18 protein-coding genes and 1 pseudogene are annotated in these 18796 nt (G+C 62.2%); 11 read left to right on the top strand and 8 right to left on the bottom strand.

Translation table 11 applies throughout. The annotated features are described in order from the left end of the window. Positions 1-197: 197 nt before the first annotated feature. From fba to H559_RS18485, 5 genes and pseudogenes are all read right to left on the bottom strand, one after another. Positions 198-1244: pseudogene (gene fba, locus H559_RS18490) on the bottom strand (class II fructose-bisphosphate aldolase); the annotation flags it as partial. Positions 1245-1256: 12 nt separating this feature from the next. Then, entirely contained in the window at positions 1257-2243 is a 987-nt protein-coding gene (locus H559_RS0102605; RefSeq protein WP_028451411.1) for a class 1 fructose-bisphosphatase, read from the bottom strand. Positions 2244-2336: 93 nt separating this feature from the next. Continuing rightward, entirely contained in the window at positions 2337-3185 is an 849-nt protein-coding gene (tpiA, locus tag H559_RS0102600) for a triose-phosphate isomerase (RefSeq protein WP_211230875.1), read from the bottom strand. A gap of 178 nt (positions 3186-3363) precedes the next feature. Then, positions 3364-4125, bottom strand: a complete 762-nt coding sequence (locus H559_RS0102595; RefSeq protein WP_034639497.1) for a DeoR/GlpR family DNA-binding transcription regulator — start codon at positions 4123-4125, stop codon at positions 3364-3366. A 50-nt stretch (positions 4126-4175) separates the two neighbouring features. Continuing rightward, positions 4176-5021: a helix-turn-helix domain-containing protein gene (locus H559_RS18485; RefSeq protein ID WP_051278831.1), complete on the bottom strand. Its 846-nt coding sequence runs from the start codon at positions 5019-5021 to the stop codon at positions 4176-4178. A gap of 122 nt (positions 5022-5143) precedes the next feature. Between H559_RS18485 and H559_RS0102585 the strand changes: the two genes are divergently transcribed. From H559_RS0102585 to H559_RS0102540, 10 genes are all read left to right on the top strand, one after another. Next, on the top strand, positions 5144-5800 hold the full coding sequence (locus H559_RS0102585; protein WP_028451408.1) for an HAD-IA family hydrolase: 657 nt from the start codon (positions 5144-5146) through the stop codon (positions 5798-5800). Then, positions 5797-6075 (top strand): SemiSWEET transporter, encoded by a 279-nt coding sequence (locus H559_RS0102580; RefSeq protein ID WP_028451407.1) that lies wholly within the window; start codon positions 5797-5799, stop codon positions 6073-6075. Before H559_RS0102585 ends, H559_RS0102580 begins: the two co-directional genes overlap by 4 nt. 187 nt (positions 6076-6262) lie before the next feature. Beyond that, on the top strand, positions 6263-8788 hold the full coding sequence (gene mutS / locus H559_RS0102575; protein WP_028451406.1) for a DNA mismatch repair protein MutS: 2526 nt from the start codon (positions 6263-6265) through the stop codon (positions 8786-8788). Positions 8789-8915: 127 nt separating this feature from the next. Beyond that, the gene (locus H559_RS0102570) at positions 8916-9374 is read left to right on the top strand and encodes a hypothetical protein (protein WP_155845258.1); all 459 of its coding nucleotides are present in this window, start codon (positions 8916-8918) and stop codon (positions 9372-9374) included. 120 nt (positions 9375-9494) lie between these two features. After that, a complete protein-coding gene (gene rluB, locus H559_RS0102565) occupies positions 9495-10637 on the top strand; it encodes a 23S rRNA pseudouridine(2605) synthase RluB (RefSeq protein ID WP_028451404.1) in 1143 nt (380 codons plus the stop codon). A gap of 11 nt (positions 10638-10648) precedes the next feature. Beyond that, positions 10649-11227 (top strand): transcription elongation factor GreB, encoded by a 579-nt coding sequence (gene greB / locus H559_RS0102560; RefSeq protein ID WP_028451403.1) that lies wholly within the window; start codon positions 10649-10651, stop codon positions 11225-11227. Between the two features lie 9 nt (positions 11228-11236). Continuing rightward, a complete protein-coding gene (locus tag H559_RS0102555; RefSeq protein ID WP_028451402.1) occupies positions 11237-13321 on the top strand; it encodes a sensor histidine kinase in 2085 nt (694 codons plus the stop codon). Between the two features lie 220 nt (positions 13322-13541). Continuing rightward, positions 13542-14363, top strand: coding sequence for a thymidylate synthase (locus H559_RS0102550; protein WP_028451401.1), 822 nt, complete (start codon positions 13542-13544; stop codon positions 14361-14363). A gap of 8 nt (positions 14364-14371) precedes the next feature. Continuing rightward, positions 14372-15448 carry an ABC transporter ATP-binding protein gene (locus H559_RS0102545; protein WP_028451400.1) on the top strand — a complete coding sequence of 359 codons (1077 nt, stop codon included), beginning with the start codon at positions 14372-14374 and terminating at the stop codon, positions 15446-15448. Further along, the gene (locus tag H559_RS0102540) at positions 15448-15945 is read left to right on the top strand and encodes a M48 family metallopeptidase (RefSeq protein WP_028451399.1); all 498 of its coding nucleotides are present in this window, start codon (positions 15448-15450) and stop codon (positions 15943-15945) included. The genes H559_RS0102545 and H559_RS0102540 overlap by 1 nt, the downstream gene beginning before the upstream one ends. A 17-nt stretch (positions 15946-15962) precedes the next feature. On the opposite strand, the gene H559_RS0102535 is transcribed toward H559_RS0102540, so the two are convergent. Beyond that, positions 15963-16313: a hypothetical protein gene (locus H559_RS0102535; protein ID WP_028451398.1), complete on the bottom strand. Its 351-nt coding sequence runs from the start codon at positions 16311-16313 to the stop codon at positions 15963-15965. 323 nt (positions 16314-16636) lie between these two features. Between H559_RS0102535 and H559_RS0102530 the strand changes: the two genes are divergently transcribed. Further along, positions 16637-17260: an Ivy family c-type lysozyme inhibitor gene (locus H559_RS0102530; protein ID WP_028451397.1), complete on the top strand. Its 624-nt coding sequence runs from the start codon at positions 16637-16639 to the stop codon at positions 17258-17260. A 100-nt stretch (positions 17261-17360) separates the two neighbouring features. On the opposite strand, the gene H559_RS0102525 is transcribed toward H559_RS0102530, so the two are convergent. Both H559_RS0102525 and H559_RS21260 read right to left on the bottom strand, forming a co-directional pair. Next, a complete protein-coding gene (locus H559_RS0102525; protein WP_028451396.1) occupies positions 17361-17954 on the bottom strand; it encodes an acetate uptake transporter in 594 nt (197 codons plus the stop codon). Between the two features lie 135 nt (positions 17955-18089). Beyond that, complete coding sequence (locus H559_RS21260; protein ID WP_051278830.1) at positions 18090-18737, bottom strand: hypothetical protein; 648 nt, start codon at positions 18735-18737, stop codon at positions 18090-18092. Positions 18738-18796 lie beyond the last annotated feature (59 nt).

Genomic DNA, 18796 nt, shown 5'->3' with positions numbered 1-18796 from the left:
AATAAAGGGCTGCAAGCATATACCTATCATTTATGGCTGAGTGCGGTTTTGCTCTCGCCGCCTCAGTAGCAATCCGGCAGCAGCCAGCTTTCGTTTCTGATGTGCAGCGCCTGCGGAGCGGCAGCGCTGCTTGTACCGCCGCGCTGCGGTGCCGGTGCCGGTGCCGGTGCGCGGTTGCCCGGTGTGCTGCGCACAGCAAGTTCGCCACTGGCGTAGCGTGCCGCCATCGTGTCGAGCGGCAGCGCGCGGATGTGGCCGGCCTGGCCGACGCAGCCGAAGGCGGCAAAGCGCGCGATGCAGATGTCGCGCATGGCAATCACGGATTCCTGCAGGTATTTGCGCGGGTCGAATTCCGCCGGGTTGGCGGCCATGAAGCGGCGGATGGCGCCGGTGGCAGCCAGCCGCAGGTCGGTGTCGATGTTGACTTTTCTCACGCCGAAACGGATGGCGCGCACGATTTCTTCGACCGGTACACCCCAGGTGGGCGGAATGCTGCCGCCGTTGGCATTGATGATGGAGAGCCATTCCTGCGGTACCGACGAGCTGCCGTGCATCACCAGATGCGTATTGGGCAGGCGCTCGTGAATCTCGCGCACCCGCTCGATGGCCAGCGTTTCGCCGGTGGGCGGGCGCTTGAATTTGTACGCTCCATGGCTGGTGCCGATCGCAATCGCCAGCGCGTCGACCTGGGTAGCGGCAACAAAGGCGGCGGCCTCGATCGGGTCGGTCAGCAAGCGGCCATGATCAAGCCTGCCGGCAGCGCCGATGCCGTCTTCCTCGCCGGCTTCGCCGGTTTCCAGGCTGCCGAGGCAGCCGAGTTCGCCTTCGACCGAGACGCCGCAGGCGTGTGCCATCTCGACGACCTGCCGGGTGACGTCAACGTTGTAGTCGTAATCCGCCGGGGTCTTGCCGTCGCTTTCCAGTGAGCCATCCATCATGACTGAGGTGAAGCCGAGCTGGATCGCGCGCTGGCATACAGCCGGGCTGGTGCCATGATCCTGATGCATGACGATGGGGATGTGCGGGAATTCCTCGGCGGCAGCGAGCATCAGGTGGCGCAGGAAGGGGGCGCCGGCGTATTTGCGCGCGCCGGCCGAGGCCTGCACGATCACCGGGCTGTTGGTGTGGTCGGCCGCTTCCATGATGGCGCGCATCTGCTCCAGATTGTTCACATTGAACGCGGGCAGGGCGTACTGGTATTCGGCGGCATGGTCGAGCAGCTGGCGCATGGAGACGAGTGGCATGGTGCGGAGTCCTTAGTGGGAGAGGTGGTAGCTGGCAAGGCGTTCAACTTCGTTCCTGGCGCCCAGCACCACGCCGGTGCGCTGGTGCAGGCGTTCGGGATTCATGTCGAGCAGGCGCTCGCTGCCATTGCTGGCAGCTCCGCCGGCGGCTTCGATCAGCAGCGCCATCGGGTTGGCTTCATACAGCAGGCGCAGCTTGCCGGCTCCCGGTGGCTGGCGCGCATCGCGCGGGTAGAGGAATACGCCGCCGCGCAGCAGAATGCGGTGCACGTCGGCCACCATGGCGGCCACCCAGCGCATGTTGAAATCCTTGCCGCGTGGGCCTGCGCTGCCGGCCTGGCATTCCGCGATATAGCGCTGCACCGGCAGCTCCCAGTGCCGTAGATTGGCGGCATTGATGGCGAACTCGCTACATTCCGGCGCAATTTGCAGCTGCGGGTGCGTCAGCAGGAATTCGCCACGCGCTTCGTCGAGCGTGAAGCCGTTGACTTCGCTGCCCGTGGTGAACACCAGCATGGTGGCCGGGCCGTAGAGCGCGTAGCCGGCGCAGCACTGTTCGTGACCGGGGCGCAGGAAGCTTGCTGTGGTGACCGAGCCGGCTGTGGCCGGCAGCAGCGAGAAAATGCTGCCGACCGTCATGCCGATGTCGAGGTTGCTGGAGCCATCCAGCGGGTCGGTCAGCAGCAGCAGGCTGTCCGCGGTGCTGGCGTTTAGCTGGACGATGTCGTCGAGTTCTTCGGAGGCGAGCGCAGCAATCTGCGGGCAGCGCCGGGCGGCTTCGATCATCAGCTCGTTGCTGATCACGTCGAGTTTCTGCTGCGCTTCACCCTGGATATTGTCGCTGCCGGCGAGGCCCTGGCTGCCGGTGAGCGCGGCTTGCCGGATGGCGCGGGCAATGGCGATGCAGGCGCCGGCAATGTGCTGCAGCGCTGGTGCAAGGCGTGCGACCGTCGGCTCGTGTTGCTGGCTGGCGAGAAAGGTGGCGAGGCTGGGGGGCATGGTCTGCTTCTTGGTCCGTAGTTTGTGCTGAAAATGGTGGTGGGGGTTTGCCGTGGCCGGGTTTGTCGTTCCGGCCGCATTGCTGGCGTGTTTTCAGCGATAGTGGCGCGGACGGTGACGCTCGACGAGCGCTGCGGTATAGATCTGCAGGAAACCGGTGACATCCAGTGAAGCGCCGCCGACCAGTACACCGTCGATGTCGGGCATGCCAAAGAGTGCCGCGGCGTTGTCGGCCTTGACACTGCCACCGTAGAGCAGCGGCATGCTGGCCGCAGCTGCGGCATCCGATTGCGCCAGATAATCGCGGATGAAGGCGTGTGTGGCCTGCGCGAGTTCCGGCGTGGCCGGGCGGTTGCTGCCGATTGCCCACAGCGGCTCGTAGGCGATGATGGCATCGCGCCAGTGCGGGGTGGTCAGCAGCCAGTCGAGCTGGTTGCGCAGTACGCGGGCGGTTTCGCCTTTTTCGTGTTCGTCCTGGCTTTCGCCGATGCACACGATCGGCGTGATGCCGGCTGCCGCACAGGCGCGAGCCTTGCCGGCAATCAGCGCGTCGTTTTCATAATGATGCTGCCGGCGCTCGGAGTGGCCTACGAGCGCAAACTTGCAGCCGATTTCGCCCAGCATGGCTGCCGACCATTCGCCGGTGCGCGGCCCGCAGGCGAGTTCGCCGACATCCTGTCCGCTGAATTCGACCCGGGTTCCCTGTGCCAGTCGTGCCATTTCGCCAAGATACGGTGCGGGCGGGCAGAGCACGATGCCGACTGCGGGGCTGGCGACTGCTGCCAGTGCCGGTACCGATTCGCGGCAGAGCGCGAGGCTGCCGTGCATTTTCCAGTTGCCCACTACCAGCCGGCGGCGGCGCGGTATGGCGGGCCAGGGGTAATCCATCAGGACAGGGGCGGGATCAGGGTGGCTGATCTGGCGGGGCATGGCGCTGTTCATCGCTGTTCGTTCTCCGTGCTGGCCGGTGGTGCCGCGAAACGGAGCTTCTGGCCCGTTTCATCAGGTATGGCCGTATGGTAGGCGCGGTTGATGATCGAAATCAATCAAAAACGAAAATAAAACGATGAATGGCGAAAATATATCGAACAATTAATGCGCGAATCTGCGCGAGCGGATATTACTCGGCCACGTAGAGCTCGCAGTCACTCTCGGCGATGACCGCCTGCATGGCCGCGTCCGGCATGCGGTCGGTAAACAGTGCCGTGATCTCGCGCAGATGCCCCATCTGCACCAGCGAAGGCCGGCCGAACTTGCTGTGATCGGCTACCAGAAAGACGTGTCGCGCCAGCGCCATGATGGCAGTCGACGTTTTCACTTCGCGCATTTCAAAGTCGCGCAACGTGCCGTCGGCTTCGATGCAGGCCACGCCCAGTACGGCGTAATCCACCTTGAACTGCCTGATGAAATCAATGGTGGCCTCGCCGACAATGCCGTGGTCCTTGGCGCGCATCACGCCGCCGGCAAGGATGACCTCGCAGTCGGGGTAGTGGCACATCGTCATCGCGATGTGCGTGTTGTTGGTGATCACGCGCAGGCCCTCGTGCCGGTTGAGTGCGCGCGCGACGGCTTCGCTGGTCGTGCCGAGATTCATGAAGACCGAGGCGTGGTTCGGGATGTGCTCGGCGACCAGTTGCGCGATGCGCTCCTTTTCCGCGCTGCACAGGATCTGGCGTGCAGAGTAGGCGACATTCTCGACGCTGGAATGCGCGCTGGCGCCGCCGTGCACGCGGTGCAGCCGGCGCTCGTCGGCCAGCTGGTTGATGTCGCGGCGTATGGTTTGCGGCGTGACGCCGAAATGGTGGGCCAGCTCGTCGACACTGGCGTGCCCGGTGCGCTGTACCCATTCGAGCAATTCCTGCTGGCGCTGGTTCAGGATCATGATGTTCACTTTTTGTTCGTTTGCGAAATTATAGGTGCATTGAAGCCTGTTCAAGTGCCAATGCGGTACTGCCGGCGAAATGCCGCCGGTGTGCAACCCTTCTGCGCTGCGAAGCTGCGGTAGAACTGGCTGAGCGATGGAAATCCGCTGCTGCTGGCGATCCAGGGAATGGAATGTGCGCTGGTCAAGAGCAGATTGCAGGCGTGGCCAATGCGCAACTCGGCCAGCAGGGCGCTGAAGCAGGTGTGCATCTGTTGCGCGAAAAGCCGCTTCAGTGTAGCCGGACTGGCGGCGGAGGCATTTGCAAGCGCATCAAGCGTCACCGGTTCTGCATAGTGCGCCTGCAGGTAATCCAGCGCCAGCTGCAGGCGGCGGTCGGTGATGTGTCCGCTCAGCCCTTCGAGCTGCCGCGCGGTCGTGTCCTGTCGCAGTCTGTCCAGCAGGCCCAGCAGGCAGTTCAGGCGGGGCAGACCGCGCAACTGGTGCAGCTCGGCAAATTGCGGCGCCAGGTCTTCGGCACATTCCGGGCTGAACACGATGCCCTTGCGGATGCCGGCGAGCCAGCGGCACAGCGCATGCAGCTCGGGCATGCCCTGCGCTTCAAGGCCCTGCAGCCATGCGAGGGTAAAAAACACGACTTGCACTTCTTGCTGGCCGCCGTCAGCGCGCGGCTCGGCATGCCAAGTGTGTGGCTGGTTGGGGGCGACCAGAACCAGATCGGGCGAGGCAAAGCGTTCGACGTCGCTGCTGATGTAACGCAGGCCGCTGGCGTTGCGCGTGTAGGTCAGCTCGAATTCGGGATGGTAATGCCACAGAAACGGGCAGAGCGTATCGGCGTAATACTGGTACTGCCAGCCCTGGCCTTGCGTGCTTCCCACCCATTCTCTGACCAGCATCGGTACAACCTTGCGATTATGTGTGAGCTGATTGTAGAAGAAGTGCAGCTGTCATGCGAAACCTGTGTCCGGCATGGCAGCAATAATGCAATTCCCGACAGCGCCTCATTCAGGACCCGACAATGCAAACACTCAAGGCCCCCGCCTTCCTTTTCGACATGGACGGCACCTTGCTGGACTCCACTGCCAATATCGAGCTGATCTGGGGTATCTGGTGTGCCCGCCACGGTATCGCACTCGAGCACGTGCTGGCTATATGCCATGGCGTACCGTCCAGCGCCACCATTGCCCAGGTTGCGCCGCATCTCGATATTGCCACTGAATCGGCCTGGCTGGACGAGCTGGAAGTGGCAAACTGCGATGGCGTGATTGCCATCCCCGGCGCGGCCGCAATGCTGGCCGGTCTGCCTGCTGATCGCTGGGCTCTGGTGACGTCGGCCACGCGCCCGGTACTGGAAAAGCGTCTGCGCCATTGCGGCCTGCCGCTGCCCGCGCGCATCGTTTCTGCCGAAGATGTCAGCCACGGCAAACCCGACCCTGAGCCGTACTTGCGTGGCGCAGCCCTGCTTGGCGTGCCGGCGGCCGAGTGCGTGGCATTCGAGGATGCACCGGCCGGTTTGCGCAGTGCCGCAGGCGCCGGTGCCCGCCTCGTGCAGGTGGGGGGCAATGCGCCCTTGCATCCCGATCTCGTTCTGAGGATTCAGGACTGGCGCGGCGTAACAGCCACGGGCGAGGGCAATGGCGTGATGATGATTTTGCCGCAGGGAGCGCAGCGATGATGTATCAAGATCTGCTTGGCCTTGCTGCCGCCATTTGCACCACCGTCGCCTTTGTTCCGCAGGTATGGCAGGTGTGGCGCAGCCGCTCGGCGAAGGACATATCACTCGGCATGTACCTGATTTTCATCACCGGCGTGGCGCTCTGGCTGGTGTACGGCATTCTCGGGCGCGATCTGCCGCTGATTCTCGCCAATAGTGTGACCCTGCTGCTGGCCGGTTCGGTGCTGGTGATGAAGCTGGTGTTCGAACGTCGCGCGGGGAAACCGGCAGCCTGATCCCCGACGCCGGTGCGGCGGGCTGGATGCGGCCATTGCATCGGCCCCATTTGTTGCCAACTCCGGTAGAATTCCGCGCCTGTCCTTCTATTCAGGGGGCCACGCGCAGCGGGGCCCGTTCAAGGTATACCCCATGGCCCGTAAGCCTGCAGCCAAAGAAAATAATGCTGTTCCGCAGCATACCCCGATGATGGTTCAGTACCTTGCGCTGAAAGCCGAGCACCCGGACAAGCTGCTGTTCTACCGCATGGGCGACTTTTACGAGCTCTTCCACGAAGATGCGGTAAAAGCAGCGCGGCTGCTCGATATCACGCTGACCACGCGCGGGCAGAGCGCCGGCGTGCCGATCCGCATGGCAGGCGTGCCCTATCACGCTGCCGAACAGTATCTGGCGCGGCTGGTACGACTTGGTGAGTCGGTGGCAATCTGCGAGCAGGTGGGCGATCCGGCGACGAGCAAGGGCCCGGTCGAGCGCAAGGTGGTGAAGGTGGTCACACCCGGCACGCTGACCGACCAGGCATTGCTGGACGACAAGCAGGAAAACCGCCTGCTGGCGCTGTGCATCCATCGCGGCCGCCTGGGGCTGGCCTGGCTGTCGCTGGCGTCCGGCGATTGCGCGCTGATGGATTGCGAGGTCGACAAGCTGCTCTCCGAGATCGAGCGGCTGCGCCCGGCGGAAATCCTGCTGCCGGAAGAGTCGGCACCGCCGGTGCTGGCCAGCCTGGGCATTCCGGTGCGCCAGCTGCCGCCCTGGCAGTTCGATGCGGATACCGCCACCCGCAAGCTCAATCAATTGTTCGGTACGCACGATCTGGCTGGTTTCGGCGTCCAGGAAGGCATGCTGGCCGTGGGTGCGGCCGGTGCGCTGATCGACTTCGTGAAGCTCACGCAGGGCGGCAATCTGCCGGCACTGGCCGGCTTGCGCGTGGAGAACAGCAGCCAGTACATCGAACTCGACGCCGCGACGCGCCGCAATCTGGAAATTTCCGAGACCATTCGCGGCGAGCGTGCGCCAACGCTGTTCTCCGTACTGGACCATACCGCGACCAGCATGGGCGCGCGCCTTCTGCAGCACTGGCTGCATCACCCTCTACGCGATCACCGGCAGATTCTCGAGCGCCAGCAGGGCATCAGCCAGCTGCTTGATGCGGCTTGTGAAGAGGCACTGCAGGCGATCTTGCGCGAAATTGCCGACATCGAGCGCATCGCCGGGCGCATTGCGCTGAAAAGCGCGCGCCCGCGTGATCTGTCCAGCCTGCGCGACAGCCTTGCGCAGCTGCCACAGCTGGTTGCCACCCTGCCGCAGGGCGGGCTGTTTGCCGCGCTGGGATCGGCGTTGACGGTGGATGACGCACTCACGGCACTGCTGCAGGCGGCCATCCTGCCCGAGCCCTCGGTCGTGCTGCGCGAAGGCGGGGTGATTGCCGCCGGTTACAGCGCGGAGCTGGATGAGTTGCGCGCGCTGCAGTCCGATTGCGGTGCGTTCCTGGCTGCGCTGGAGGCGCGCGAGCGCGAAGCGACCGGCATCGCCACCCTGCGCGTCGAATACAACCGTGTGGCGGGTTTCTTCATCGAAATCAGCAATGCCAATACGGCGCTGGTGCCGGCGCACTATCGCCGCCGGCAGACGATGAAAAATGCCGAGCGCTACATCACGCCGGAACTGAAGGAATTCGAGGACAAGGCACTCTCGGCGCAGGAGCGCGCACTGGCGCTGGAAAAGGCGCTGTTCGATGCCTTGCTTGACGAGCTGCAGCCGCACATTCCGGCGCTGCGTCTGGCTGCGCAAGGCGTGGCGACTGTCGATGTGATGGCCTCGCTGGCCCTGCATGCGCGCGAGTGGCGCTATGTGGCGCCGGTTTTCGTTGATGAGGTGGTGCTCGACATCCGCGCCGGCCGTCATCCGGTCGTGGAAGCGCAGATTGCCGATTTCATTCCCAACAGCGCGCAGTTTGCACCGACGCGCAAACTGCTGCTGATCACCGGCCCGAACATGGGCGGTAAATCGACCTATATGCGCCAGACCGCGCTGATCGTGCTGCTGGCGCACATCGGCAGCCTGGTGCCGGCCGATCAGGCGGTGATCGGGCGGGTTGACCGCATCTTTACGCGCATCGGCGCATCGGACGATCTGGCAGGCGGGCGCTCGACCTTCATGGTGGAAATGAGCGAAACCGCCAACATTCTCAATAATGCTTCTGAACACAGCCTGGTGCTGATGGATGAAGTGGGGCGCGGCACCTCGACCTTTGACGGGCTGGCGCTGGCTTGGGCGATCGCCCGTGCGCTGATCGAAAAAAATCGCGCCTACACGCTGTTTGCCACGCACTATTTCGAGTTGACAAGGCTGGCGCAGGATTATGCGCAGGTCGCCAACGTGCATCTTGATGCGGTCGAGCACAAGGACAGGATCGTGTTCCTGCACGCGGTGGAAGATGGGCCGGCTTCGCAGAGCTACGGTGTGGCTGTGGCGCAGCTTGCCGGTGTGCCGCGCGAGGTGGTGCGGCAGGCCAAGCGCAAGCTGGTCGAGCTGGAGCAGGCCAGTGTGTTGCGCGACGGGCAGTCCGATCTTTTTTCCGCAATTGCTATTTCGGATGTCATGGCTGAACCGGAAATCCATCCGGTTGTCGAACAGCTTGCGGCCATCAATCCGGATGATCTGACACCAAAGATGGCGCTGGAACTGGTGTATGCGCTGCATCGCGCGCTGTGAAGTGCAACAAAGTGTAAATTGCCTGTTATTGATCAAATTTCGCGTTATAAATCATCTTTAAGGCGGCGGATGCTTTGCTAGGATGGTTTGGGTAAGCCCGCCGCGAATCAATCAAGAGGACATTATCGTGAATACCGTATCGGCACCTGATGCACCGTATGTCGATGATCAGGGAAGTACCCTTCTGGATCTGGCCCGGTTCCTGCAGCAGGGCGGCGCAGATGCCACCCTCGAGCTGGACGGTATCCGCCGCAAGGCGGCCAATGAGCTGCAGCGTTATGGCCAGGACATCGGCAGTCACCTGGCGGTACTGGGTATCCGCATCCCGCCAGCCGTGCAGCTGACCATGCTGGCTGACGGCAGCCGGCTTCACGTTGAAAACGATCACCCGCAGAAAGCCGAGATCGAGGCCTTTCTGCAGAAGGAATCGCGGCTGGTAAAGTGGTTCAAGGAAATCGAAGTGTTGCATGAAATCCTGCGCCGCATCGACCTGCGCCGCAGTCTGAATCCCGATGAGGCCAGCCTGGAGAACTTCAGCATTGGTCTGACCAGCGTCGGTTGCATTGCTTTTTTTACCAGCAAGTAAGCCTTGCTTCCTGACCCGGCAGGGCCGCCTTGATGGCGGCCCTGCGTTTTTCTGCCTTGCGATGGCATGCGTGATGCCGCATACAGGTATAATCAGCCGATTTTTCCCGGAGTCCGCCCAATGAAAGACCAACGCGCTCGCCGGCCGCAACCGGCCATTCGAGAACGCAACGCCAAGCAGCAGCAGGCTGCCGTTGCGGGCGGCCGCAAGACCGCGCGTGATGATTCCTGGCAACCTCTGGGCAACAAGGCCCGAGCCGAGCTGGCCAGGGCAAAGGCCGGCACGGCCCGCAAGCCGGCCGCTGCGGGCGAAGAGGCTGTTGCGGCAAGCACAGAGGGCGGCAAGGATGTATTGACCGGGCATAGCGCGCGCCACGGCGGGCGTGTCAAGGCGGCTCGTGGCGATGTCTCGCGCGCCAAGCGCATGAAGCAGCGCAAGGGTTCACAGAAGGAAGTCGCCATCCAGCGCCAACTGCGTGAAAAGCGTGTACCGAGCAAGCATCTGGGCGAAGAACGTCTGCAGAAGGCGCTGGCCTTCACCGGTCTCGGTTCGCGTCGCGACATGGAAGAAGTGATCGCCGCCGGCCGTGTCAGCATCAACGGGCAGGTCGTCGGACTGGGGGCCAAGGTCAAGCCCGATGACGATGTGCGCCTTGATGGCAAGCGCATCCAGCTCAAGTGGGAAGACCGCCTGCCGCGCATCATGATGTATCACAAGCAGGAAGGTGAACTCGTCAGTCGTGATGACCCGGAAGGCCGCGTGACCGTATTTGATCGCCTGCCCCGTCTTGGCTCCAGCAAATGGATCGCCATCGGCCGTCTGGATTTCAATACCTCGGGTTTGCTGCTGTTTACTACATCCGGTGATCTGGCCAACCGCATGACGCATCCGAGTTTCGGTGTCGAACGCGAATATGCGGTGCGCGTGCTGGGCAAGCTCGACGATGATCAGATGAAGGCGCTTGCCAAGGGCATCGAACTTGATGATGGCCCGGCGCATTTCGACCATATCGTCGAGCGCGGCGGCGAAGGCAAGAACACCTGGTATCACGTCATCCTGCGCGAAGGACGCAATCGTGAAGTACGCCGCATGTTCGAGCATTTCGAGCTGCAGGTATCGCGTCTGATGCGAGTGCGTTTCGGCATGTTTGCACTGCCGGGGCGACTGAAGCGTGGCCAGTTCTACGAACTGAGCGAAACCGAGGTGCTGGCCGCGATGAAATGGGCCGGTCTTGGCTTCAACGGTACCGAAAACGACGCATAAGCAGTTGCCAGATGAGCAAAGCCTTTACCCGGGAAAACGAGCACGCGGATGACGACGAGCTGCCGGCTGAGCTGAAAGTGCCAGTCGGCAGCCGCAACTACATGACGCCCGGCGGCTGGCAGCGCCTGAAAAACGAGCTCTACCAGCTGGTGCACAAGGAGCGCCCGGAGCTCACTGTCCTCATCAACTGGGCGGCCAGCAATGGCGACCGGTCGGAAAACGGCGACTACATTTATGGCAAGAAGCGGTTGCGCGAAATCGACCGTCGCATCCGTTTTCTGCAGAAACGGCTGGAAAATGCCGAAGTGGTCGATCCGGTGACACGAGAAGCATCGGATCAGGTGTTTTTCTCGGCAACGGTCTCGTATCTGCGCGAGAATGGGCGCGAGGAAACCGTGGCCATCGTCGGGCTCGATGAAACCGATGTGCGCCGCAACTACATCAGCTGGACGTCACCGGTCGCCCGTGCGCTCATCAAGGCGCGCGAAGGCGATGTGGTGCTGCTGCGCACGCCACAGGGCGTGGAAGAGCTGGAAATCCTCGAAGTTCGCTATCTTGCGCTGGAAACCGGCACTGAGCCCCGAGACTGACACGCAGCCATGAACACCATCGCGCCGGAACTCGTCCCACCGCCCCCCGCCAGGGAAAGCCTGTTCCGCCGTGTTTTGCGCAATATGGGTCTGCGCATTGCCGTGGTTTCCATCCTCCTGTCGGTGGCCAGTTACTACTACAGCTACAATCGCCTGCAGGATGAGGCACTCGCCAATCTGTCCAAATACCTGGAAGCGCGCAGCCAGCTCGAAAGCGATCTGTTCCTGCAGGCCGAAACGAATACTAGGCTGATCCGCGACGAATTCCAGCGCCGCTATGAACTGCCTGTGGCTTACGACCCGGATGCCGAATTCAGCCGCCTTCTGGGGCAGGACCGTGAAGGCACATGGCGGGTGCGCATCGCGCTGGACGATTTCGAGCGCAAGGCAACGGTCGCGATCCTGCCCGAAGCCCGCCTGACCCGGGATTTCAAGCGCCAGGTTCTGCTGGGCTATGAGCTTCTCAGCCAGTACGGGCCTGCGTTTCGCAACCGCTATTACGACACCTTCATCGACCTGAACGGCTCGGACGCCTCGCTGATGTTCCTGCCGGACCTCAACTATGCGCGCAACGGTTCGGCTGCCGATTTTCGGGAAGAGCTCGAAGCCGAACGGCTTGGCATGCCGCAGAACAATCCCTCGCGGCGCAGTGCCTGGACCGGCATCTACTTTGATCGGCAGGCCCAGCAGTGGATGATTTCTGTCGTAACGCCACTCGACTATACCGGGCGCTTCATCGGTGCCGTGGGGCAGGATGTACTGCTTGACCAGCTGATCCAGCGTACCAACACCGTCAATATTCCGGGAACCTGGAATTTCATCATGACACGCGAAGGGATGCTGATCGCGCACCCCGAGCACATGGACCACATCAAGGCCGCCAGCGGGCGCTTCAGGATCGAGGGCAGCGATGATGCATTCCTGCGCGATGTTTATCAGACCCTGAAATCGGCCCCGCCGGGCGCGCGCTTTGTCGATACGCGTGACGGCAAATACTGGCTGGGTGTGGTGCCCATCCAGGGGGCAAACTGGCAGTTCGTGACGGTCTATCCGAAATACCTGCTGCAGAAGCAGGCGGCCATTGCGGCCAGCCTCGTATTGCTGCTGGGGCTGTTTGCGCTGGTGGTCGAACTGGGGCTGCTTGCCGCCGTGCTGCGGCGCGATGTGGCGAACCCCTTGCGCGAATTGCAGTCCGCGATTCGCGGCCTAGCGCATGGGCGGGCCGTGCCGGAAAAACTCAATGGCGAGCGCAATGACGAGCTGGGTGAAGTGACGCGCAGCTTCCGTGCCATGGCCGATGTGGTCAATCGCCATCGCCAGCATCTGGAAGACCAGGTTGCGCTGCGCACGCAGGAGCTGGCCGAACGCAATCAGGCACTGCAGGAGGCCAACGAATCGCTGCGCCAGCTCAATAACGAAAAGAACGAACTACTGGCCATTGCCGCACACGATCTGAAAAACCCGGTCGGCAGCATGCTGGGCATGGCGCAGATTCTCGAACGCAAGCTGGACGAATGGCCTTCCGAGAAGGTGCGCGACCGTTTGCGTGGCATCGCCACGCTGGGCAGCCGCGTGCTGAACATTCTGGGCAATCTGCTGGATCACCACGCGCTGGAGACCGGCAATGTGCGGTTGACCATCGAGGCGGTGCCGCTGGATCGCGTGCTGTCCGAGCTGCTGGACAGCTGGCAGGAGCGGCTTGAGGGAAAACGCCAGCATTGCCACTTCACCATTACCGGATTGAGCGTGCGCGCCGACCGGCAGGCCCTGTGGCAGATCCTGGAAAATCTGCTCTCGAATGCGGTGAAATATGCGCCGCAGCATAGCCGGATCACGATCGTGGTTAGCCGCGAAGATGATCAGGTGGCGATTGCCTTCAGTGATCGCGGCCCGGGTATTGCGCTGCACGAGATGCCGTTGCTGTTCCGCAAGTTCAGCCGCCTGTCCGCAGTGCCAACCGGCGGCGAGCATGCGACCGGTCTTGGCCTGTCAATCGTGAAGCGGCTGGCGGAGGCCATGGGCGGTTCGGTGCGCTGTGAAAGCCAGCTCGGCAACGGCGCCACCTTCATTGTCTGCCTGCCGCAGGCTGACTGAATCAAAGCCCGGCTTGGGGTATGTAGTCAAAGCCATTTGATTTTAATGGTTTTGGTAATATACCTTGTTGTGTATAGGGCTGTTCCATGGCAGCCTTGCCATTTTCCCGCATTCCTTCCGCTACCGCCCTGCCTGTCGGGACGTTACAATCTCTTTTTTGCTCAGGCGCAGCGCCGCCCGGCCTGTCTCTCTTGCCCACGCGCACAAAGGATTCCACACGATGCAGCAATATCACGACCTCCTGCTCCATGTGCTGCAGCATGGTGTCAGAAAGGAAGACCGCACCGGCACCGGTACCGTATCGGTGTTCGGCCACCAGATGCGCTTTGACCTGTCAAAAGGTTTTCCGCTGGTTACTACCAAGAAAGTCCATCTCAAGTCGGTGATCTACGAGCTGCTGTGGTTCCTGCGTGGCGAAACCAACAACAACTGGCTGAAAGAACGCGGTGTGTCGATCTGGAACGAATGGGCCGCCGAAGATGGCGAATTGGGCCCGATTTACGGCTATCAGTGGCGCAACTGGCCGACGGCTGACGGCCGGCACATCGACCAGATCAGCGACGTCATCCGTACCCTGAAAACCAACCCCGATTCGCGCCGCATCATCGTCTCTGCCTGGAATGTCGGCGAAATCGAGAACATGGCGCTGCCGCCGTGTCATGCCTTCTTCCAGTTCTATGTGGCACCGGCGCAGCCGGGTGAAGCTGATCAGCGCGGCAAGCTCTCGTGCCAGCTGTACCAGCGCAGTGCCGACCTGTTTCTCGGCGTGCCGTTCAATATTGCGTCCTACTCTCTGCTGGTGCTGATGATGGCGCAGGTCTGCGACCTGCAGCCCGGCGACTTTGTCTGGACGGGTGGGGATTGCCACATCTACAGCAATCATTTCGAGCAGGTGAACGAGCAGCTGTCGCGCGAGTGCCGTCCCTTGCCGCAGATGAAGCTCAATCCGGCAGTCACCGATCTCTTTGCCTTTGACTACAGCGATTTCACGCTGGAAAACTACGACCCGCACCCAGCCATCAAGGCTGCGGTGGCGGTGTGAGGCCAGCCGTGAACTGTCTGCAGCTGGACGACATCCACATCAGCTATGGCTCGACTGCCGTGGTGCAGGGCCTGGGCTTCAGTATTGCGAAGGGCGATATTGCCTGCCTGCTTGGCCACTCCGGCTGCGGCAAGACCACGGTACTGCGGGCGATTGCCGGACTTGAGCGCATCCGCAGCGGGCAGATTGTGCTGGCTGGGCGCACGGTCAGCAGCAGTAGCGAGCATCTTGCGCCGGAAGCGCGCGGTATCGGCATGGTATTCCAGGACTACGCGCTGTTTCCGCATCTCACAGTGGCCGGGAATATCGCTTTCGGGCTCAAGGGCCGGACGCCGGCGCAGCGTGACGCGCGCGTGAGCGAGTTGCTTGAACTGGTGGGCCTCGCCGGCGTGGCGGCACGCTATCCGCATGAGCTTTCCGGAGGCCAGCAGCAACGCGTGGCGCTGGCGCGTGCGCTGGCCCCTGAACCGGAACTGCTCCTGCTTGACGAGCCATTTTCGAATCTGGATGTCGAATTGCGCGAACGGCTGGCGCAGGAAGTACGCACCATTCTCAAGCAAACCGGCACAACGGCGCTGCTGGTCACGCACGACCAGCACGAAGCCTTCGCCATTTCCGATGTGGTCGGCGTCATGCACCAAGGCGTGATTCGCCAGTGGGCGACACCATACCAGCTCTACCACGAGCCGACCGACCGTTTTGTCGCCAATTTCATCGGCGAAGGCGTGCTCTTGCCCGGCAAGGTGACCGGCCCGCAGTGCGTCGAATTCGAGCTGGGCGAAATCTGCTCGGTCGTGCCGCGGGCCTGCTGCCCGGATTGCCATGCGGACGGGCAGATCGACGTGCTGGTGCGCCCGGATGACATCCAGCACGACGATGCCAGCCCGCTCAAGGCCACCGTGCTGGCGCGAGCATTCCGTGGCGCGCAGTTCCTCTATACGCTGGGGCTGCCATCCGGGCACAAGGTGCTCTCGCTGGTGCCCAGTCACCATGATCACCGCATTGGCGAGGCCATTGGCATCCGCATGGAAATCGACCATGTGATTGCCTTTCCGCGCCAGAGTACCGCGCACGGGCACGCCTGATGGGCAAGCCGAATTACCTGGCCGCGTATCCGCTGGAGCTGCAGCAGCAGGTGCAGGCGCTGCTCGAATCCGGCCGGCTGGCCACGCATCTGGCGAATAAATACCCGCAGCGTCATGCGGTGCAAAGTGATGCCGCGCTGTATGACTATGTAAACGAACTCAGGCAGCGCTACATGCGCAATGCACCGCCAGTGAGCCGCGTACTCTACGACAGCAAGATCCGTGTCGTGCAGCATGCGCTGGGTACCAATACCCATATTTCCCGCGTGCAGGGTGGCAAGCTGAAGGCCAAGAACGAAATCCGCATCGCGACGGTATTTCGTGACGCACCGGCCGAGTTCCTGCGCATGATCACGGTACACGAGCTGGCGCACCTGAAAGAAAAAGACCACGACAAGGCCTTCTATCAGCTCTGCATGCACATGGAGCCGGCCTATGCCCAGCTCGAATTCGATGTGCGTGCCTGGCTGATGGTGCGCGAAACAGTCGTTGAGTAAGGGGCGCAGCCAGCTCCCTACGCACCGATGGCTACCTGGCCAAGTGCCTGGCGCTGTGCCCAGGCAAAGCGCGGTGCGGTCTGTGAAAGTGCATTGCTTTGTGCTACGCAGCCTTCCTTGTGTGGCATGCGATAGATACCGGTGATCGTCCCCTTGCCATCGCTGACGACGTAAAGCCCCAGCCAGGTGCGGGCCTGCTCGCGCTGGATGCCTGACAGGCTGGCCAGATCGCCGTTGTCAAAAAGCCGCGATGCCCCAGCCAGCCGCGGCTGGGCAAGCAGTTCGAGCACGGGGAAGGGAACGTTCAGTGCAAAGCGCTGGGCGCGGGCGTTGTCGCTGAGGCGAAAGCGGGGGCAGGTGTGGCTCATGGCAGGGGCTCCTGATGATGTAGAACGATTGTTCTGTATCATAATCGCGCCGTCGTAAAAGTAAAGTAGAACATCCGTTCTACTGATGGGCGGTGTGGCGAATTTGCAATTGCACGATCCGGTCAGTCATGTGCTTGATGGGTATTGGTCTATAACCCTTTTATTTAATGGGACGTAGTTGAATACATTGGGTTGTATGCAAATGCTGGCCGCATGGCGGCCTGCGCGGATAAAGTGGCGGGTACCGGCAATCATGCGGGTGTACCGGAACCGCTGCCGCCCGTGCTGGTCGAAGCGTCATTCATTCACAAGGAGTCAGGACAATGCCGAATCGCAGTCTTGCTGTTATCCCGCTGGCGCTGCTGGCCGGTTTTGCGCTTACCGCCTGCGAGCAGGCCAAGGAGCTGGGCCAGAATGCGGCGTCTGCAGTGGCAGGCCATGTCGTCAGCGAGGTAAAGAACCAGGCCAATCAGGCCATCGACCAGATAGCCAGCGAAGCTGATCAGGCGCTGGCGCCGCTTGGTATCGACAGTAGTGCCGTCGCGAGCCAGGTGAAATCCAGGGCCGCTGATCTGGCTGCGCAGATGCTGAAAGCCGGCAGCGACTGGAAGGTGCTTTCAACGCTGGCGGGTGAAACGCCGCAGGCGCTGGGGCTCTTTACCCCGGTCAGCCCCGTCATGCCCGAGCTGAAAGCACTGCTGGGTGAGCAGCTGCCGGCGTATCTGGCGATCATGCAGGGGGCCGGCACCCTGCAGGCTGATGCCAGCGGTGTGCTTTATACGCTGGCGCCGGGCAAGAAGGGCGAGCTGGGCTGGTTGCTGATCGACCCGGTGAACCGTAAGCTGGAGGCCGGCATTCGCCAGGGCGGCAAGGATCAGGTCTTTGCCAGCAAGGGCGAACCCATTGCCCGTCCGGCGGCGCTGCAGCAGCAGCTGGCCGCGAAGTAGGCGCGGTCCCGCCCCGGTTCTGGTGGTGTCAGCAAATAAAAACGGTGGCCGTGGCCACCGTTTTTATCTGGTCCGCGTCAGTGCGCGGGAGAGGAACCGCTCAGTGTGCGCCCTGGCCCAGCGGCAGTACGTCGCGGCCGTGGACTTCGTTCATGATCTGGGCTACGGCCGAATAGAATGCCGAGCCGCCGCAGAAGAGGCCGATCCAGCCGGCTACGTGCTGCAGTGCTTCATTGCCGGTGAATTTCTCGACTGCCAGCACCAGGAACAGCAGCACCAGCGAACCGAAGATCACCTGCGTTGCGCGGTTCATGCGCAGCGTGCAGATGAAGAGGGCGGCAGTGAAAATGCCCCACATCAGCATGTAGGAACCCATGGCCGCGCCGTCATTGGCACCGCCAACACCGTACTGGCCCATCAGGAGCAGTGCCACCAGGCTCAGCCAGAACAGGCCGTAGGAGGTAAAGGCTGCGGTGCCGAAGGTGTTGCCCTTCTTCCATTCCATCACACCGGCTATCACCTGGGCGATGCCACCGTAGAAAATGCCCATGGCCAGAATCATGCTGGACAGGCCAAACAGGCCGACATTGTGCAGATTCAGCAAAATGGTCGTCATGCCAAAACCCAGCAAGCCCAGCGGGGCGGGGTTGGAAGTCTGGTCGCGAACGATTGTTTCCTGCTGTGTGGAAGCCATATCCGGTGTTTCCTGCCGTATTTATGTAAGAAGGTGGCGGAATTTATACGCATATCCGGCAGTAGTCACCTTGCATCGCGTCAAACAAATGTACAGGGAAGGCCAAATTGGCGCACAAAGATGAAGAATGGGGCTTCAGTGCCTGGATGCAGGGCAATCCGCGGTCAGCCAGCGCCAGCGGCCCTGTATTTTCTGCAGCGTAGCGGTGCTCTGGGCTGAATCTGCCAGACAGAGCTGCGTGGCCTGCAATGCGCCGGAACTGGTCCAGCGCGGGTTTTCCAGCGTGGCCCGGATTTCGCCCTGTTTGCCGGGGATGTTCGATGTGCCCTGCCAGAGCAGCAGACCCCGGGCCGTTGCCAGCAGCCACTCCTCGCCATCGAGCCCATCGGGCTGCCTGCTGGCAAGAAAGTGCCTGCGATCAGGCGACAGCACCACCACTTGCCCGGCTGGAATCACTCTGCCGCTCTTTTGCTCCAGCAATACGCCGGTAAAAAGGCTGCCATCGGCCTTGGCTACCAGATGCAGGCCGCTGGCACTGTCGAAGCCGCAGTATTGCCAGTGCACGCCGGCCAGTGCCTCGTCGTGCGGCGGTGTATCCCTGAAGCGCTGCTTGCCGTGCAGCCAGGCGATCTCCAGTGTGAGGGCATCCAGCCGTGTTACCCCGGTCGGGGCGTGCGCCAGTGTGTTTGCTTCCTTGCCACTACAGCGCAGTGTGGTTTGTTGTGCGGCGCTGGCCGCAACAGGCAGTACGCTGCAGAGCAGGAGGAGGGCGAGCCTGTTCATCGGGATTCCGGAGCAATAAATGGAGCGGCCAGCTTGCACGGCGGCCGGCAAGGCGGCAA

The organism is Chitinilyticum aquatile DSM 21506 (genome assembly GCF_000430805.1).
Taxonomy (GTDB): Bacteria; Pseudomonadota; Gammaproteobacteria; order Burkholderiales; family Chitinibacteraceae; genus Chitinilyticum; species Chitinilyticum aquatile.
This window is presented reverse-complemented; position numbering and strand designations above follow the sequence as displayed.